This is a genomic window from Actinomyces sp. ZJ308 (assembly GCF_011752065.1).
Classification (GTDB): Bacteria; Actinomycetota; Actinomycetes; order Actinomycetales; family Actinomycetaceae; genus Actinomyces.
The window spans coordinates 20,196-37,433 of record NZ_JAAIJY010000012.1; the positions used below are offsets into that span (position 1 = coordinate 20,196).

A 17,238-nucleotide genomic window follows, 5' to 3' on the forward strand; every position below is an offset into this window, starting at 1 on the left:
CCCCGCCGGTGGCTCAGTAGCGGATCGCGTCGATCGGCCGGATGCGGGTGGCCACGATCGCCGGGATGATGCCGGCCAGGGCGCCCACGGCCGTGGCGGCGACAAGGCCGATAATCGCCGCCATCATGGGGAAGGGCGGGGTCGTGGTCACCGGGATGCCCAGGAAGGCGCCCAGCGGCATGATCCGCATCCCCACGATCGCGATCCCGATACCGACGACGCCTGCGACCACCGTGGCCACCACCGACTCCAGCATGATGGAGAAGAAGATGCGCCGGCTCGTGGCCCCGAAGGATCGTCGCACCCCGATCTCGTGGATGCGCTGGCGCACCGTCACCAGCGAGATGTTGACCAGGCTCAGGGCACCCAGAAGCATGACGAACACGCCGGCGGCCGTGACCGCCTTGGTGAAGGTGTCCGCGCTGGAGTTCAGGCCGCTGCCCTGAAGGTTGTCCGAGGTCTGGGTCGAGCCCTGGCCGAAGCGGGCGTCCAGGTCCTTCTTGGCCAGGCTCGCCACCTCCTTGGCGCCGCTCTTGCCGGCCCAGACCTCCAGCGTGGGGGAGGGGCGATCGGCGTCCTTGGGCAGCCAGCTCTCATAGGGAGTGTTGAGGGCGAAGGCGTTGACGGGTTGGGTGCACGGCAGGCCCTTGTCCTGCTCGGGGTCGCCCGAGCAGCCGATGAGGGAGAGGTTCTCCGGCTCCAGCACGCCGACGATCGTGAAGGAGGTCTGCACGGGGGAGAAGGAGGTGATGGTGACCGGCCCCGTGAACTGCTTGATCCCCATCTGGTCGAGGAAGCCCTGGCTGACCACCAGGCTGGGGGAGAGGTCGTCCTCGTCCTGCGCGGTGAACCAGCGGCCCTGGGCCACGGTCTTGTGGTGCAGGAGCCCGTAGCTCAGGCTCACGGTCTGGGTGGAGACCGACCGGGACCCGTCGGGGAAGGAGAAGCGGACGTTGGAGGTGTAGGTCGTCGCCCAGGAGGCGACGTCGTAGCGCTCGACGAAGCTGCTCATCGCCCCCGAGATCCTCGCGGAGGTGGCGGCGCTGGTCGTGGAGCTCGCTCCCTGGCCGCCTGAGCCTCCGACGCCGCCCGCCGAGCCTCCAGGGGAGCCCGCCCCCGCCGAGCCCCCACTGCCGCCTGCACCGCTGCCGGCGCTCGCGTCCGCGCTCGCCTCGGGGGCGTCGTCGGCCTGGACCGCCTGGCTCAGCCCCTTGCCGGTGGGGTTGACGTTGATCGTCACCGTGCCCTGCCGACCGGTGTACTTCTCACCCACCTTGTTGATGGCGCTGACCGAGACCTGCCCCAGGGCGATGACGAAGGTCATGGCGGCCACCGCCGCCGCCACGCCCACCAGGGACAGCAGGACCCGCAGCTTGCCGATGCGCAACTGGGCCCAGGCCTCGACGATGGCGCCGAAGAGTCCGGTGAGAATGCCGTTCATGAGGTTCCTTCGTGGCTTGTCGGGGCGGTCGGGGAGGGAGAGGCCGGAGGAGCGACCACCTCGCCGAACTCCTCCAGGCTGCCGACCTGTCGGCGAGTGACCGAGATCGGCGTGAGGGTGCCGTGATCGAGCCGGTACTGCGTGTGGGCGCGGCCGGCCACGGCCAGGTCGTGGGTGATGATGATGAGGGCGGCGCCGTTCTCGGCGCACTGGCGCTCCAGGAGCGTCATGACCGAGTTGCCGGTGTCGACGTCGAGGGCGCCGGTGGGCTCGTCGGCCAGGATGACGCTGGGACGGCGGGACAGGGCCCGCGCGATGGCCACCCGCTGCTGCTCACCGCCCGACAGCCGCCCGACGGGTGAGCCCACCTTGTCTCCCAGACCCACGGCCTCCAGCAGCTCGGCGGCCCGCGCGCTGCGGGTCCAGAAGGCCCTGCCCGTGTCGTACAGGAGCGGGGCGGCCACGTTCTCGGTGGTGCTCAGTCCCGGGATGAGGTTGAAGGACTGGAAGACGAAGCCGAAGGTCCGGCCCCGCAGGTGGGCGCGGCGGCTCTCCCCGAGACGGGAGGTGTCGGTCCCGGTCAGCGTGTAGTGGCCCGACGTCGGCTTGTCGATGAGACCCAGGATGTTGAGCAGCGTGGACTTACCCGTTCCCGAGCGCCCCACGATGGCCACGTGCTCGCCGGGGGAGACGCTCAGGTCGACGCCGGTGAGGATCTCTAGAGGGGCGGAGTCGGGGACCGTGAAGGTACGGGTGATCCCCCTCAGCTCCAGCAGAGCGCTCACAGGATTTCCTTGCCGTTGGCGTCGTAGCAGGCGGAGTTGTCCGACTCGCAGGTGTCCGGCGTCCCGGTGCGGCGCGTGTCCTTGTTGGGCACGAACTGGAGGATCTTCTGGTCCGCCTTGAGCCCGGCGGTCACCTGGATGTTCGTGCCGTCCGTGATGCCCAGGGTCACGGCGGTCTTGACCGCCTGGGAGGCGTCCCCGGACTCGGGGACCAGCCACACGAATCCCGAGCCGACCTTGCCCTCCACGGCCGTGACCGGCACCATCAGGGTGTCGGAGGCGCTGCCCGCGTCGACGCTGATGGTGGCGGGCATGCCGGCGAAGACCTTCTGGTCGCCGGGCACCGAGCAGCGCATCTCCACGCTGGTGCCGTCCCCGGAGGTGGTCGTCGTCGAGCCGTCCCCACCGGTGGTCGTCGAGGTGGTCGCCTTGGTACCGACCTTGAGGTTGTTGCACTGGAAGGGGGCCGGGCCGCCCTCGAGCGTCAGGGTCGCGGTGGTCGGGGCGTTGGTGAGGCGGTACTGCTGGGAGGCGCTGACGGTGCCGGTGGCCGAGTACGTCGAGGGAGTGATCGTGGCCACGACGACGCCGACGCCGGTCTCCTGCTGCCTGATGACCTTGGGAGTCACGGTGCCGCTGACGGGCGCGTAGATCGTGGACCAGGTGACCTTGTCCGCCACCGGCGTCTGGGTGACGTTGCCGTCCTCGTCGGTCCTGGTCACCGGGCTCTGGGGCTCGGAGTGCTTGATGGAGAGCAGCGGCTCGCCGGCGTTGACCTGGGTGTCCTTCTCCACGGCGACCGAGTCCACCACGCCGGCCAGGTCGGCCTGGACGTCGACAGCGGCGTCCTGGACGACACGACCCTTGACCTCGACCGTGTTGGAAATATTGCCGGTGGTGACGGCAACGGTCTTGACGTCGGCGGCGTAGCCGGGGGAGATGTCGGCGGTCGCGCCGTCGTTCTGCGAGGGGAAGAAGGCGATCTTCACCAGGGCGACGGCGACGATCACCGCGATGAGGGTCTTGAGGGCGGGCCAGACGAAGCGCTTCACGGCGTCCTCCATGATGACAACGGAATCGGAACCGGGTGGGGAGACCGGGATCCGGATTAATACGGTCAGAGATTACGGCAGGGGCGCTCGTCCGACCTCATCCTGGAGGATGATCGCTGAAAGCCCTCTCCAACCGAGGTTGGAGAGGGCTGAGTGCCGTCAGGTACGTGCGTGAGCAGCGGTGCGGCTCAGGCGAGCCGGCCGGCCGGGGCGGCGGGAACCGCGTCCAGGAAGGCCGGCGGGTTGAAGCCCTCGCGCTCGTAGGCTCGGGCCACGGCGAGGGCCACGGCGTGGACGGCGTCGGCGTCCACCAGGGCGATCGCCGAGCCCCCGAACCCGCCACCGGTCATGCGCGCCCCGTGGGCGCCGGCGGCCCGGGCCGCCTCCACGGCCACGTCCAGCTCGGGGCAGGTGCACTCGTAGTCCACGCGCAGGGACTCGTGCGAGGCGTCCATGAGCCGACCGGCTTCGGCGAGCTTCTCGCCGCGCAGAGGGCGTCCGTCCTGCAGGAGCTCCACCAGCTTGCGGGTGCGGTCGATCTCGGTGACCACGTGCCGCGTGCGCTTGACCAGCTCCTCGGCCTCCTCGGGGTCCGCGCTCCCGGCCAGGCGCTCCAGGGCACCCGGCAGGTCCTCGATCGCGATGTCGGCCAGCAGCTCGACGCCCAGGATCTCGGCTGCGCGCTCGCAGGCGGCTCGCCTGGCGCCGTACTGGCCGTCGTCCAGGGAGTGCTTGGCCTTGGTGTCGATGACCAGCAGGGCCAGGTCCTCGGCGGCCAGGTCGAAGGGGACATGGGCCACCGAGCCGTCGCGGCAGTCCAGCTCCAGGGCATGGCCCTCACGGCAGCGCAGGGAGGCCGACTGGTCCATGCCGCCGGTGGGGGCCCCGGCCATCTCGTTCTCGGTGCGCACGCAGTTGGTCACCAGACGGGCGCGCCCGGCGTCGTTGGGCTCCTCAGGGGTCCCGGCCAGCCCCAGGCCCGCGACCTCGTCGATGGCGACGGCCGCCGAGCACTCCAGGGCCGCCGAGGAGGACAGGCCGCCGCCCAGGGGCACGCAGGAGACGAGGGCGGCGTCGAAGCCGGGCAGGTCCTCGAACCCGTCGCGCTCCAGGGCCCAGGCGACGCCGGCGATGTAGGCCGCCCAGTGCGCCACCTCGCCGGGGGTCCCCTTGGGGCCGATCGTGTCGAGGTTCATGACGTCGACCTCCTCGCGGGTCTGGGGGGAGACCAGGCGCACGACGCGGTCGTCGCGACGCCGCAGCGCCAGGTGCGCCCGGTGGGGCAGGGCGATGGGCAGGGCCAGGCCGCCGTTGTAGTCGGTGTGCTCGCCGATGATGTTGACGCGCCCGGGCGCGTACCAGACGCCGTCGGGCTCGGCCTCGAAGATCTCGCGGAACAGGGCGGTCGCGGCCTCGGCGCCCTCCTTCGGGCTCATGGCGGGGGCGAAGACGGGAGCATCGTTGGTCATCGTGGTCTCCTGTGATGGGTTGTTCTGATGTGGTCGGTCGGTGGGCGATCAGTGGGCGGTTGGCGGGTGCTGGGTGGCCTGGCGTGGATCGGCGGGTGCGGCTGGGGTCAGGCGGCGATGGTCAGCCGGGTACCGGTCTGCTGGAGGGCGTCGAGGGTCTCGGCGTCGGGCTCGGCGTCGGTCACCAGGACCCCGATGTCCCGGGTGGCGCAGAAGGAACGCAGCCCCAGGACCCCCCACTTGGAGGAGTCCAGCGTGGCCACCACCGTGCGCCCGGCGGCGACGAGCGCCTGGTTGGCGGAGGCCTCCAGGAGGTTGGGGGTCATGAGCCCGGCCTCGGGGGTGAAGCCGTGGGCGCCCAGGAAGACCCACTCCACGCGCATGGTGCGCAGCGCGTCGACGGCCACCGGCCCCACCAGGGCGTTCGACGGCGTGCGCTCGCCTCCGGTGACCACCACCGTGGGGGCGTCGCGGTTCTCGGCGCGGGCGGCGTCGGCGGCGTCGAAGAGCACCTGCGCGGCGGGCAGCGAGTTCGTGATGACGGTCAGGGTGGGGAAGTGCTCCAGCTCGGTCAGGGCCTGGGCGATCGCCAGGGTGGTGGTCCCGGCCGACAGCGCCAGGGAGTCCCCGGGGCGCACCATGTCGGCCGCGGCCTGGCCGATGCGGCGCTTGGCGTCCAGGTTGAGGGTGGACTTGGCGGTGAAGCGCGGCTCGAGTGTGGTGGGACCGGCCGCCACCGCGCCGCCGTGAACGCGCTCGACCAGCCCCTGGGCGACGAGCTCGGTGATGTCGCGGCGCACGGTCATCTCCGAGATCCCCAGCTCCTCGACGACGTCGGCCACACGGATGCCGCCGGTGGCCGCCACCCGCTCCAGGATGTGCTCCTGGCGCTGACGGGCGAGCATCGGGGCCGGACGGGAGGATCCGACGGCGGAGGAGGCTGTGGGGCCGGGCTGCATGGGGCCAGTCTGCCAGACCTCGACGATGAAAACACCATGTCCGCACGTTCCCGCACAGAATCGCGCAGGAGGGCTAGTGGTAGTTCACATTTCAGCCACTCGGTCGGTCATGGCAGACTTATCCCCGCTCGTGCGGCGCCTCCCGGCTGGGACGTAGGGGGCGCGGCGCGGTAGTGTGTTCAGGTAACCCTCAGGACATCCGTCCGTCCTGACCTGCGATCCCGTATCAGCCAACCGTCCCGTAGGAGCCCAGGAGCCATGCAGATCCCCGCACCAGACGCGCACCAGTGCGTCATCGGTGTGGCCATCGCCCTGCCCTCCCACTACGCCGCTCAGGTGCGGGCGGTGCGGGAGGCCGCAGGGGACCCTTTGGCCGAGGTCGTTCCGCCCCACATCACGCTGCTGCCGCCCACGGCCGTTGACGTCGACTCGCTCGACGAGGTCATGCGGCACCTGCGCAACGTGGCCGCCGGGACTCAGCCCTTCGACGTGCGCATCGACGAGGTCGGCACCTTCCGGCCCGTCAGCCCGGTGGTCTACCTGGGGCTGCGCAGTGGTGCCGAGGAGTGCGACCGCCTCCAGGTGCGGGTCCGAGACCGCCGCGGCCCCCTGGCCCGGTCACTGAGCTTTCCCTTCCACCCGCACGTGACCCTGGCCCACGAGGTCGCCGACGAGGGCCTCGATACGGCCGCCAGGAAGGGGGCCGAGCTGACCATGGACTTCACCGTCACCAAGCTTCACCTCTACCGCCATCTCAGTCGGTCCGGCCGTTCGACCCGGCAGGGTCAGGGCTGGGAGGTGGCGGCCGCCTTCGCCTTCGGGGGCTCGCTGGCATCCGGCGCCACCGGCGTCTCCGCCGAGGGTGAGGCCCCCGCAGCGCCGGCGGCTCCGACCACTCCGGTGGTATCGGTGTGATCGAGCGTGTCAGGGCCCTGCTCGCTGCCGGGCGGCGCACAAGGGTCGGACGCACCCTGACTCGTTACAGCACGGCGCGCGGTGCGCTCATGGCCGGAGGAATCGCCTACACCGGCATGTTCTCGATCTTCGCGGTGCTCGTCATCGGCATAAGCCTGCTCATGGCGATGCTCGGTAACCGCCCCGTCTTCCGCGCGGCCGTCGTCGACTCGATCAATTCCCTGCTGCCCGGCGTCATCGACTCCGGCAACGGCCAGGGGCTGGTCTCCGTCGACCAGCTCACCCTCACCTCCGCGCTCAACCTGGGCTCCGTGGTGGCGGCGGGAACGTTCATCTACTCGGTCATCAGCCTCATGGGCACCCTCAAGATCGCGCTGCGCGCCATGTTCGGCCTGGTCAACCCCACGATGCGGCCGCTCATGGGGCAGCTGGCGAACATCGCCGGGTTCCTGGTCATCGTGGCCGGGGTGCTGGTGACCGCCGTCGCCTCGGTGGTGACGACGACGCTGTCGGGCAGCGTCGGGCGGGCGCTGGGCCTGCCGGACTCACTGACCGGAACCGGGGCCTGGCTGATCACGCTCCTGCTCTCCTTCCTCATCGACGCCGGCATCCTGGCGCTCCTGGTCTCCATCTGCGGGATCCGCCCGCCCTGGCGCGACCTGACACTGGGCTGCATGCTCGGGGCCCTCGCGCTGGGGGCGCTGCGTCAGGTGGGAACCGGTGCGGTCGGTACGGTGACGCGCAACCCGCTGCTGGCCTCCTTCGCCGCCATCGCCGTCCTCGTCCTGTGGCTGCACCTGACCAGTCGCATCGTGCTGCTCATGGCGGCCTGGATGGCCAACCCGCCGCTGCCCCGCGACGTCGACCACCCCGATGAGGTTCACGCCCACGAGCGCCCCAACTACGTGACGCTCTCGGTGCCCGAGACCCTGGCCTGGCCCCGCCAGTCCATCACCGGCAGCCTCGAGGCGGACCCGACGGCGCACCCCGACTACGTCCCCCCGGTGCCGATCCCCTGAGGGCGGGTGGGCGTGGGCCTGAGCCCGGCATGTAGAACAGGCTCCAGCGGGGGCGATAGCCTGTGGCGGTGACTGACACTCCTGATATCCCTGCCGAGTCCGCTCACGCCGCGGAATCCGACGGCGCCGGTCCCCCCGGCGGCTCCGCCCCGGCCATCCACGCCATCATTCCCGCCGGGGGCGCGGGCACCCGCCTGTGGCCGCTCAGCCGGCGCCACCGCCCCAAGTTCCTCCTCGACCTCACCGGGGCCGGCCACAGCCTCCTGCAGGACACCGTCGAGCGCCTGGCGCCGCTGACCGCGACGACCACCGTCGTCACCGGGGTCGCCAACCTCGCCGCCGTGGCCGACCAGCTCCCGCAGGTCCCGCGGGACAACCTCCTGGCCGAGCCCTCCCCGCGCGACTCCATGGCCGCCATCGGCCTGGCCGCCGCCGTCATCGCCCGCCGTCACGGCCGCGACGCCGTCGTCGGCTCCTTCGCCGCCGACCACACGGTGGCCGACCGGGCCGCCTTCGCCGACGCCGTCCGTCAGGCCGCCCTCCTGGCCGAGCGGGGCTGGGTGGTCACCATCGGGATCGAGGCCACCGGTCCCTCGACCGCCTTCGGCTACATCCACGCCGGGGAGCCGACCGACGTGCCCGGCGCCCCCGACGGGCGCAGGGTCGTGGGCTTCACCGAGAAGCCCGACGCCGCCACCGCCGCCGCCTACCTGGCCACCGGCGACTACCGCTGGAACGCCGGCATGTTCGTGGTCCGCGCGGGCGTGCTCCTGGATCACTTGACCGACCTCAGACCGCAGCTGGCGGCCGGCATCGAGGCCATCGCCGCTGCCTGGGACACCCCCGAGCGCGAGGAGGTCCTGGCCGAGCGCTGGCCCGCCCTGGAGAGGATCGCCATCGACCACGCCATCGCCGAGCCGGTGGCCGCCGCCGGGGGAGTGGCCACGGTGCCGGCGTCCATGGGGTGGAACGACGTCGGCGGCTTCGACGCCCTGACCGAGCTCATCGCGCCCCGCACCGAGGGGCCGGCCGCCGGGGCCGGGGTGCTCGACGGCGTCGACAGCACAGATGATGCTGGCGGTGCGGGAGACTCTGACGGCTCGGCCTCCGACGCTCCCTGTTCGCAGGCCCGGGCGATCGACTCCGACGGCGCCCTCATCGCCTCCACGAGCCGACGCACGGTGGTGCTGCTGGGCGTACCGGGCACCGTCGTCGTCGACACCCCCGACGCCCTCCTGGTCACCACGCCCGAGCGCGCCCAGGACGTCAAGGGCGTCGTCGACGCCCTCAAGGCGGCCGGGCGCGAGGACCTGCTCTGACGGGCACTGCCCTGAGAGCCTCCAGTTCGCTGGGACCGCTCAGGGGGCCCGGCGCCGGAAGAAGAGAATCTCCCGGTGCCGGGCCCACACGGTCAAACCATGACGATCGCGAGCCGGACCTGGTGAGTCGCACGGTGTGAGAATCATGCGCCGTCGCCTATCCTTGGAAGCCGGGCGTGCCACCTGCCGCACGCGAGAACCACGGAGGTTTCCATGAAGAAGGCCTGCTCCGCGATGACGCTTGCTGCGGCGACGGCCCTGGTCCTGGCCGCCTGCGGGACGCCGCCGGCGCAGCGCCCCACCCGCAACCTCGAGGGCGCCAAGGACTTCACCGCCTGCATGCTCTCCGACGAGGGCGGCTTCGACGACCACTCCTTCAACGAGTCCGGCAAGAAGGGCCTGGACCGGGCCGGCAAGGAGCTGGGGGTCAAGACCATCGCCGTGCAGTCGGAGAACTCGGCCGACTACGCCACCAACATCTACGCGCTCATCCAGCAGAACTGCAAGCTCGTCATCGGCGTCGGCTTCAACATCGCCGCCGACCTGACCGAGTCGGCCAAGGCCAACCCCGACATCCAGTTCGCCCTCATCGACGCCTCCTTCATCGGCGCCGACGGCCAGAGCGCCACCCTGCCCAACGCCAAGCCCCTGCTGTTCAAGACCGCCGAGGCCGCCTACCTGGCCGGCTACGCCGCCGCCGGAACCTCCAGCACCGGGGTGGTGGGCACCTACGGCGGCAAGCCGCTGCCCACCGTCCAGATCTTCATGGACGGCTTCGCCAAGGGCGTGGCCCGCTACAACGAGGACACCGGCGCATCCGTCCAGGTCAAGGGCTGGGACACCACCACCGGCAAGGGCGGCTCCTTCGTCGGCAACTTCTCCGACGCCGCCAAGGGCCAGGCCATCACCGAGCAGTTCATCTCCCAGGGCGCCGACATCATCATGCCCGTGGCCGGCCCCGTCGGCCAGGGCACCCTGTCCACCGTCAGGCAGAGCAACGACGCCGGCGGCGCCAACGCCGTCATCTGGGTCGACTCCGACGGCTACACCTCCACCAGTGACGGCGGCATCATCATGACCTCCGTGGTCAAGGAGATCGGCAACTCGGTGTTCGACACCGTCAAGGACGCCTCCCAGGGCAGATTCTCCGCCGAGCCCTACATCGGCACCCTGAGGAACCAGGGGGTGGCCGCCGCCCCCTTCCACGACTTCGACTCCCGGGTGCCCGAGCCGGTCAAGGCCCGGATCGAGGAGCTGCGCACCCAGATCATCGACGGAACCCTCGACGTCTCGACCCCCTACGACCCCTCATGAGCACCCCAGTCGGTTCCCGGCGCCGAGCGGCCACCGCCCTCCGTGCCCTCTGGAACGTCCCCCGGAACGCCCCCTGGAAGCGAGCCTGTTGTGAAGCTTGAGCTGCGCGGGATCACGAAGGCCTTCGGGCCGCTCGTGGCCAACGACCACATCGACCTGACCGTCGAGCCCGGCCAGATCCACGCCCTCCTGGGCGAGAACGGCGCGGGCAAGTCCACGCTCATGAACGTCCTCTACGGCCTCTACCGGCCCGACGCCGGCCAGGTCCTCATCGACGACGAGCCCGTGGTCTTCTCCGGGCCGGGCGACGCCGTGGCCGCCGGCATCGGCATGGTCCACCAGCACTTCATGCTCGTGCCCGTCTTCACCGTGGCCGAGTCCGTCGCCCTGGGATACGAGCCGGTCGGGCCGATGGGAGTCATCGACGCCGGCGCGGCGGCCGCCAAGGTCACCGAGATCTCCCGCCGCTTCGGATTCGACATCGACCCCGACGCCCTCATCGAGGACCTGCCCGTGGGCGTCCAGCAGCGCGTGGAGATCATCAAGGCCCTGGCCAGGGACGCCGAGGTCCTCATCCTCGACGAGCCCACCGCCGTGCTCACCCCGCAGGAGACCGACGAGCTCATCGCCATCATGCGCGAGCTCAAGGCCTCCGGCACCTCGATCGTCTTCATCACCCACAAGCTGCGCGAGATCCGAGAGGTCGCCGACACCATCACCGTCATCCGCCGCGGCCGCGTCGTCGGCACCGCCGAGCCCACCGCCTCGGCCTCCGAGCTCGCCGGGCTCATGGTCGGCCATGACGTCTCCCTCACCGTGGACAAGCCGCCGGCCGAGACCGGCAAGGAGGCGCTCACCCTCAGCGGCGTGAGCCTCGTCGAGGACGGCACCGTCCTGCTCGACGACGTCGACCTGCACGTACGCGCCGGCGAGATCCTCGCCATCGCGGGCGTCCAGGGCAACGGGCAGACCGAGCTGAGCGAGGTCATCCTCGGGCTGCGCCCGCCGACCACCGGCACCATCGCCCTCGACGGCCAGGACGTCACCCGCCACGGGGTGCGCCGCCGGCTGCGCTCGGGACTCGGCTTCGTCCCCGAGGACCGCTCCACCGACGGCATGGTCGCCGAGCTCTCCGTGGCCGAGAACATGGTCCTGGACCGCTACGACGACCCGGCCCTGGGCCGGGGCCCGTCGCTGTCGCCCACGCGCGTGCGCCAGGCCGCCCACCGGATGCGCGAGGAGTTCGACGTGCGCGTCACCGACGTCGACGACGCCATCTCCACCCTCTCGGGAGGCAACCAGCAGAAGACCATCCTCGCCCGCGAGCTCTCCCGCCCCCTCAAGGTCCTCGTCGCCTCCCAGCCCACCCGCGGCCTGGACGTCGGCTCCATCGAGTTCGTCCACCAGCGCATCGTCGCCGAGCGGGACACCGGAACCGCCGTCCTCATCATCTCCTCCGAGCTCGACGAGATCTACGCCCTGGCCGACCGGATCGCCGTCATGTACCGCGGGAGGATCGTCGGCACCGTTCCCGCCGACACCGCCCGCGACACCCTGGGCCTCATGATGGCCGGCACCCCCGCCGAGCAGGCCCTCGACCCTCAGGAGCAGCAACGATGAGCACCCCCACCCCCGGCTCCGGCACTGCACCGACGCCGACCGAGCAGTCCGAGGAGCATTCCGAGCGCAGCCCGAGCGGTCAGACGGACAGTCAGTCGACCGGTCAGGCCGCCTTGCTGCGACAGGTGGCCTCCTCGCCGGCCGTCGTCGGGCTGCTCGCGATCTTCTCCGCCCTCGTCCTGTCCTCGATCCTCATCCTCGCGGCCGACCCCGAGGTGCGCTACACCGCCGGCTACCTCCTGAACCGCCCCGCAGACTTCCTCCACGCCGCCGGATCCACCCTGAGCGAGGCCTACAGCTCGCTGCTGCGCGGCTCGGTCCTCGACTGGCGGGCCACCACCACCGTGCGCATGATCCGCCCCATCACCGACACCCTGACCAACGCCACCCCGCTCATCATCGCCGGGCTCGGCATGGCCGTGGCCTTCCGTGCCGGCCTGTTCAACATCGGCGGCCAGGGCCAGATGATCCTCGGGGCGATCACGGCCTGCTACGTGGGCATCGCCTGGAACCTGCCGCCGGTGGCCCACCTGCTGCTGGCCGTCGTCGGCGCGGCCCTGGGAGGCCTGGTCTGGGGCGGCATCGCCGGCGTCCTCAAGGCCCGCACCGGGGCCAATGAGGTCATCGTGACGATCATGCTCAACTCCATCGCCGCCCACCTGCTCTCCCAGGTGCTCAGCCTCAAGGCCTTCAACGGGGAGGGGGAGACCGGCAATCGCAAGTCGCTGGCCGTGGCCGACACCGCCCAGTACCCCTCGCTGGCCGGCGGCTCCTTCCGCCTCCACGCCGGATTCCTCCTGGCCCTGCTGGTCGCCGTGGCCGTCTGGTGGCTCATGGAGCGCTCCCGCCTCGGCTTCCAGCTGCGGGCCACGGGCCTGAACGCCGACGCCGCCCGCACCGCCGGAATGAGCGTCCCCTGGGTGACGAGCCTGGTCATGATGATCTCCGGCGCCCTGTGCGGGCTGGCCGCCACCGCGCCGGTCCTGGGCACCCAGAAGAGCATGGACGAGTCCGTCGTCGGGACCATCGGCTTCGACGCCATCACGGTGGCGCTGCTGGGACGTTCCCGACCGCTGGGAACCGTGCTGGCCGGGCTGCTCTTCGGGGCCCTGCGCGCCGGCGGCACCGCCATGCAGGCAGCCCCGGGCACCCACATCAAGATCGTCCTGGTCCTGCAGTCCACGATCGTGCTGTTCATCGCCGCACCGCCCCTGGTCCGGGCCGTCTTCCGGCTGCCGGAGCCCCAGGCGCGCCGCGGCGCCGACTCCTCTCCCGCCTCCGTCCCGGCCGCACCCTTGGCCGCTCCCACCGCGAAGGAGGCCTGAGCCATGACCGTCTCAACCGCTTCCGCCGCTGCCGGCGCTCCCACCGCGACGACCGACTCCGTGCCCGCGGCCGTCGAGCCCATGAGCCTCAAGATCCCGCTCACCGGCGTCGTCGTGCTCCTCCTCCAGGGGCTCATGGCACTGGGCGCCCACGGCACCACCACCTTCAGGTTCGCCGTCGCCTCCGACTTCCTCCGGCTCGGGGACGCCACGCTCAGCGCACGGCTGGTCATCATCGTCGCCGCCGGGGCCGTCGCCGCGGCCACCGCCCTCGCCCTCGTGCGGGCCAGAGGCCGCCGCCGGGTCCCGACCTGGGCCACTGCCGTCATCGGCGTCGGATTCGTCATCGCCTTCCTGGCCTGGGTCGGCGCCGGGCGCAGCGGCGTCATCCCCCTGGTGACCATCCTGTCCTCCGCGCTGGGACTGAGCGTGCCCCTCGTCTACGGGTCACTCGCCGGAATCATCGGGGAGCGCTCGGGCACCATCAACATCGCCATCGAGGGCCAGCTCCTGGGCGGGGCCTTCCTGGGCGCCGTCGTCGCCTCGGCCAGCTCCAACCCGTGGATGGGACTCGTGGCCGCGCCCGTGGCCGGGGTCCTCGTGGCACTCCTGCTGGCCCTGTTCGGCCTGCGCTACCGGGTCAACCAGATCGTCGTCGGCGTCGTCCTCAACGTGCTGGTCTCGGGACTGACCGGTTTCCTGTTCTCCACCTTCCTGTCCTCCAGCCCCAGCCTCAACCGGGCCCTGCGCCTTCCCACCCTGGCGGTGCCGGTTCTGTCCCGGATCCCGGTCATCGGGCCGGTCCTCTTCCGGCAGACGATCCTCGTCTACCTCATGTACGCGGTGGTGGCGGTCCTGTCCTACATGCTCTTCCGCTCCCGCTGGGGGCTGCGGCTGCGGGCCTGCGGGGAGCACCCCAAGGCCGCCGACACGGTGGGCATCAAGGTCATGCGCACCCGGGTGGCCAACCTCGCCCTGGCCGGGGCGCTGGCGGGACTGGGCGGAGCCTTCTTCACCGTCGGCTCGGGCCTGTCCTTCGACAACGACATGACCGCCGGCAACGGCTACATCGCCCTGGCCGCCATGATCCTGGGAGCCTGGCGGCCCCTGGGGTCCCTGGGGGCGGCGCTGCTCTTCGGCTTCGCCACCTCCGTGGCCCAGACCCTGCCGGTCATCGGCAGCTCGGTGTCCCCGGACATCATCTCCATGATCCCCTACATCGTCACGATCCTGGCGGTGGCCGGATTCGTGGGCAGGGTGCGCGCGCCCGCCGCCGAGGGGGTCCCCTACCCGTGACCGGCCCCGCCGAAACCCGGAGAGCAGACCAAGTGATGAGGACCGCCGCAGACCTGACCGACACCGACTGGCGGGCGCTGCACACGCTTGCCGTCGAGGCCATGACCCACGCCTACGCCCCCTACTCCCGCTTCAAGGTCGGGGCCGCCGCCCTGGTCGACGACGGCCGCCTCGTCTCGGGCTGCAATGTGGAGAACGCCGGCTACGGCGTCACCCTGTGCGCCGAGTGCGGGCTCGTCTCCGAGCTCATCCGCACCGGCGGCGGGCGCCTCGTCGCCTTCGCCTGCGTGGACGCCGACGGCCGGGCCTGCGCACCGTGCGGGCGCTGCCGCCAGCTCCTGAGCGAGCACGCCGCCGACGGTATGGTGCTGGCCATGCCCTCGGGGATGATGACCATCGACGAGGCGCTGCCCGACCGCTTCAGCGCCGCCGACGTCGAACGCGTCGTCGGCCGGCAGGGCTGACGTACCCCCGACGCGCAGACGATGAGCATCCGAGGAGTCGAGATGAGGAGAACCCCGTGACCGCCCCCGCCGCCCCACAGCTCGTTGAGCCCTTCGACGCCGTCGACGTCATCGCCGCCAAGCGTGACGGTACCGCCCTGAGCGACGCCCAGATCGACTGGGTCGTGGACGCCTACACCCGCGGCGTCGTCGCCGAGGAGCAGATGAGCGCCCTGGCCATGGCCATCTACCTGCGCGGCATGAGCCGACCCGAGATCGCCCGCTGGACCGGCGCCATGATCGCCTCCGGGCAGCGCATGGACTTCTCCGGCCTCGCCCGCCCGACGGCGGACAAGCACTCCACCGGGGGCGTGGGGGACAAGATCACCCTGCCGCTGGCGCCGCTCGTGGCCGTCTTCGGCGTGAGCGTCCCTCAGCTTTCCGGGCGCGGGCTCGGGCACACCGGCGGCACCCTGGACAAGATGGAGTCCATCCCCGGCTGGCGGGCCGATCTCAGCAACGAGGAGATCCTGGCCATGCTCGACGCCGGCGGCCCCGGCGCCGTCATCTGCGCCGCCGGAGCGGGCCTGGCCCCCGCCGACAAGCGCCTCTACGCCCTGCGCGACACCACCGCCACCGTCTCCTGCGTCCCCCTCATCGCCTCCTCGATCATGTCCAAGAAGATCGCCGAGGGCACCGGCGCCCTCGTCCTGGACGTCAAGGTCGGCTCGGGCGCCTTCATGAAGGAGCTCGACCAGGCCCGCGAGCTCGCCTCCACCATGGTGGCCCTGGGCACCGACGCCGGCGTGACCACCCGCGCCCTGCTCACCGACATGTCCACCCCGCTCGGGCTCACCGCCGGCAACGCCCTCGAGGTCGCCGAGTCCCTCGAGGTGCTCGCCGGAGGGGGACCGGCCGACGTCGTCGACCTCACCGTCGCCCTGGCCCTGGAGATGTGCGCCGCCGCAGGCAGACCCGTGGAGGAGGACCAGGCCCGCGCCGCCCTGGCCGACGGACGCGCCATGGACGTCTGGCGAGACATGGTCCGCCGCCAGGGAGGGGACCCGGAGGCGCCCCTGCCCCAGGCTCCCGAGACCGAGACCGTCACCGCCCCGGACGACGGCGTCCTGACCACCCTGGACGCCCTCGCCGTCGGGGTCGCCGCCTGGCGCCTGGGAGCCGGACGCGCCCGCAAGGAGGACCCGGTCCAGGCCGTCGCCGGCGTCACCATGCACGCCAAGCCCGGGGACCCGGTGCGCGCCGGGCAGCCGCTGCTCACCCTGCACACCGCCACCCCCGAGCGCTTCGCCCGCGCCCGGGAGGCGCTCGCGGGCGGCATCGTCATCTCCCAGGCCGGTTCCCCTCAGGCGGCCGACGCCGTCGCCCGCCGTGAGCGCGGCGTCGTCCTGGAGCGGATCGGGTGACCGCGCCTCAGCCGGTGCGGCCGGCCATCGTCGCCAGGGCCGTCAACTCCCGGCTGCGCGTGGGACGTCTGACCCGGGCGGGCCAGGCCGTCACCCTGACCCAGACCGACGCCACCACCTGCGGCGCCACCTGTCTCCTGGCCGCTCGTCTGCTCCTGGCCCCCGGCGATCGCCGGGCCCTGACCGATGAGCTCACCTGGGAGGAGGCCGTGTCCTCGGAGCCCAGCCGGGAGGGCCGGCGCCTGGCCCGTCTCCTGTCCCGTCATCAGCTGCGGATCCAGCGGGTCATGAACCGCAGCGGCCTGGGCCCCGTGCCCTGGCCGAAGGCGCTCGGGTCCACACCCTGGGCCGTGGCCCGGCAGATGACCGAGATCGTGAGCACCTGCGCTCCGGGCCGGGAGCGCCGCGTCTACGCCGTGAGGTGGGTGAGCGACCACGGCCCCGCCTGGGAGTGGGAGGTCGCCTCGATCCGCGAGGTGCTGGCCGGCGGGCTCCCGGTCATCCTGGTCACCGGCGGCCCGCTCGCCCTCGATCACGGCGCCGAGATGGATCGCACTGTGGGGGCGCGGCTGCGCTCCGCCCTGGCCCGGACCCCGGCCGTGCCCCGCCACTACGTCCTGGCCCTGCCCTGGCGGATCATCGAGCAGGACGACCCCGGTGAGGCAAGCGTGCACATCTACGAGCCCTCCAGCGGATCCGTGCGGGCCCTCGACCTGACTGTCCCGCGCAGCCCGCACCGCCCCGGCCCCCGCGAGCTCGGCGGATGGCCCCGCGTCCTGGCCGTCATCGCACCCGAGAACTGATCACCCCGACTTTGCCCCGATGAGGGCGGCCGGGCCATGATGTCGTGACTGCTC

General features: G+C 71.7%; 15 protein-coding genes. 10 read left to right on the forward strand and 5 right to left on the reverse strand.

Going from position 1 to position 17,238, the window contains the following annotated elements:
* Positions 1-13: 13 nt before the first annotated feature.
* The 5 genes from HCR68_RS06675 to HCR68_RS06695 all read right to left on the reverse strand — a co-directional run bounded on the left by HCR68_RS06675 (position 14) and on the right by HCR68_RS06695 (position 5,652).
* A complete protein-coding gene (locus HCR68_RS06675; protein ID WP_167147930.1) occupies positions 14-1,441 on the reverse strand; it encodes an ABC transporter permease in 1,428 nt (475 codons plus the stop codon).
* Entirely contained in the window at positions 1,438-2,226 is a 789-nt protein-coding gene (locus HCR68_RS06680; RefSeq protein WP_167147932.1) for an ABC transporter ATP-binding protein, read from the reverse strand. The genes HCR68_RS06675 and HCR68_RS06680 overlap by 4 nt, the downstream gene beginning before the upstream one ends.
* Positions 2,223-3,290: a biotin/lipoyl-binding protein gene (locus HCR68_RS06685; RefSeq protein ID WP_167147934.1), complete on the reverse strand. Its 1,068-nt coding sequence runs from the start codon at positions 3,288-3,290 to the stop codon at positions 2,223-2,225. Before HCR68_RS06685 ends, HCR68_RS06680 begins: the two co-directional genes overlap by 4 nt.
* Positions 3,291-3,466: 176 nt before the next feature.
* On the reverse strand, positions 3,467-4,747 hold the full coding sequence (gene galK / locus HCR68_RS06690) for a galactokinase (RefSeq protein ID WP_167147936.1): 1,281 nt from the start codon (positions 4,745-4,747) through the stop codon (positions 3,467-3,469).
* A gap of 107 nt (positions 4,748-4,854) precedes the next feature.
* Positions 4,855-5,652: a DeoR/GlpR family DNA-binding transcription regulator gene (locus HCR68_RS06695; protein ID WP_167148055.1), complete on the reverse strand. Its 798-nt coding sequence runs from the start codon at positions 5,650-5,652 to the stop codon at positions 4,855-4,857.
* Between the two features lie 312 nt (positions 5,653-5,964).
* On the opposite strand from HCR68_RS06695, the gene HCR68_RS06700 reads away from it, so the two are divergent.
* From HCR68_RS06700 to HCR68_RS06745, 10 genes are all read left to right on the forward strand, one after another.
* Positions 5,965-6,621 carry a 2'-5' RNA ligase family protein gene (locus tag HCR68_RS06700; protein WP_167147938.1) on the forward strand — a complete coding sequence of 219 codons (657 nt, stop codon included), beginning with the start codon at positions 5,965-5,967 and terminating at the stop codon, positions 6,619-6,621.
* Positions 6,618-7,640: a YihY/virulence factor BrkB family protein gene (locus tag HCR68_RS06705; protein ID WP_167147940.1), complete on the forward strand. Its 1,023-nt coding sequence runs from the start codon at positions 6,618-6,620 to the stop codon at positions 7,638-7,640. The genes HCR68_RS06700 and HCR68_RS06705 overlap by 4 nt, the downstream gene beginning before the upstream one ends.
* A gap of 155 nt (positions 7,641-7,795) precedes the next feature.
* Entirely contained in the window at positions 7,796-8,959 is a 1,164-nt protein-coding gene (locus tag HCR68_RS06710) for a mannose-1-phosphate guanylyltransferase (RefSeq protein WP_243858977.1), read from the forward strand.
* 213 nt (positions 8,960-9,172) lie between these two features.
* Positions 9,173-10,273 (forward strand): BMP family ABC transporter substrate-binding protein, encoded by a 1,101-nt coding sequence (locus tag HCR68_RS06715; RefSeq protein WP_167147942.1) that lies wholly within the window; start codon positions 9,173-9,175, stop codon positions 10,271-10,273.
* Between the two features lie 90 nt (positions 10,274-10,363).
* The gene (locus HCR68_RS06720) at positions 10,364-11,893 is read left to right on the forward strand and encodes an ABC transporter ATP-binding protein (RefSeq protein ID WP_167147944.1); all 1,530 of its coding nucleotides are present in this window, start codon (positions 10,364-10,366) and stop codon (positions 11,891-11,893) included.
* On the forward strand, positions 11,890-13,218 hold the full coding sequence (locus tag HCR68_RS06725) for an ABC transporter permease (RefSeq protein ID WP_167147946.1): 1,329 nt from the start codon (positions 11,890-11,892) through the stop codon (positions 13,216-13,218). Before HCR68_RS06720 ends, HCR68_RS06725 begins: the two co-directional genes overlap by 4 nt.
* 3 nt (positions 13,219-13,221) lie before the next feature.
* A complete protein-coding gene (locus HCR68_RS06730; RefSeq protein WP_167147948.1) occupies positions 13,222-14,514 on the forward strand; it encodes an ABC transporter permease in 1,293 nt (430 codons plus the stop codon).
* 35 nt (positions 14,515-14,549) lie between these two features.
* Positions 14,550-14,978 (forward strand): cytidine deaminase, encoded by a 429-nt coding sequence (locus tag HCR68_RS06735; RefSeq protein ID WP_167147950.1) that lies wholly within the window; start codon positions 14,550-14,552, stop codon positions 14,976-14,978.
* Between the two features lie 56 nt (positions 14,979-15,034).
* Positions 15,035-16,381, forward strand: a complete 1,347-nt coding sequence (locus tag HCR68_RS06740; RefSeq protein WP_167147952.1) for a thymidine phosphorylase — start codon at positions 15,035-15,037, stop codon at positions 16,379-16,381.
* Positions 16,378-17,184, forward strand: coding sequence for a hypothetical protein (locus HCR68_RS06745; protein ID WP_167147954.1), 807 nt, complete (start codon positions 16,378-16,380; stop codon positions 17,182-17,184). The genes HCR68_RS06740 and HCR68_RS06745 overlap by 4 nt, the downstream gene beginning before the upstream one ends.
* Positions 17,185-17,238: the final 54 nt, after the last annotated feature.

Bases quoted from the DNA above. Each gene is read 5' to 3' on its own strand.
- HCR68_RS06675 (WP_167147930.1), bottom strand. From the start codon at position 1,441: ATGAACGGCATTCTCACCGGACTCTTCGGCGCCATCGTCGAGGCCTGG.
- HCR68_RS06685 (WP_167147934.1), bottom strand. From the start codon at position 3,290: ATGGAGGACGCCGTGAAGCGCTTCGTCTGGCCCGCCCTCAAGACCCTC.
- galK (WP_167147936.1), bottom strand. From the start codon at position 4,747: ATGACCAACGATGCTCCCGTCTTCGCCCCCGCCATGAGCCCGAAGGAG.
- HCR68_RS06695 (WP_167148055.1), bottom strand. From the start codon at position 5,652: ATGCTCGCCCGTCAGCGCCAGGAGCACATCCTGGAGCGGGTGGCGGCC.
- HCR68_RS06700 (WP_167147938.1), top strand. From the start codon at position 5,965: ATGCAGATCCCCGCACCAGACGCGCACCAGTGCGTCATCGGTGTGGCC.
- HCR68_RS06715 (WP_167147942.1), top strand. From the start codon at position 9,173: ATGAAGAAGGCCTGCTCCGCGATGACGCTTGCTGCGGCGACGGCCCTG.
- HCR68_RS06725 (WP_167147946.1), top strand. From the start codon at position 11,890: ATGAGCACCCCCACCCCCGGCTCCGGCACTGCACCGACGCCGACCGAG.
- HCR68_RS06730 (WP_167147948.1), top strand. From the start codon at position 13,222: ATGACCGTCTCAACCGCTTCCGCCGCTGCCGGCGCTCCCACCGCGACG.
- HCR68_RS06735 (WP_167147950.1), top strand. From the start codon at position 14,550: ATGAGGACCGCCGCAGACCTGACCGACACCGACTGGCGGGCGCTGCAC.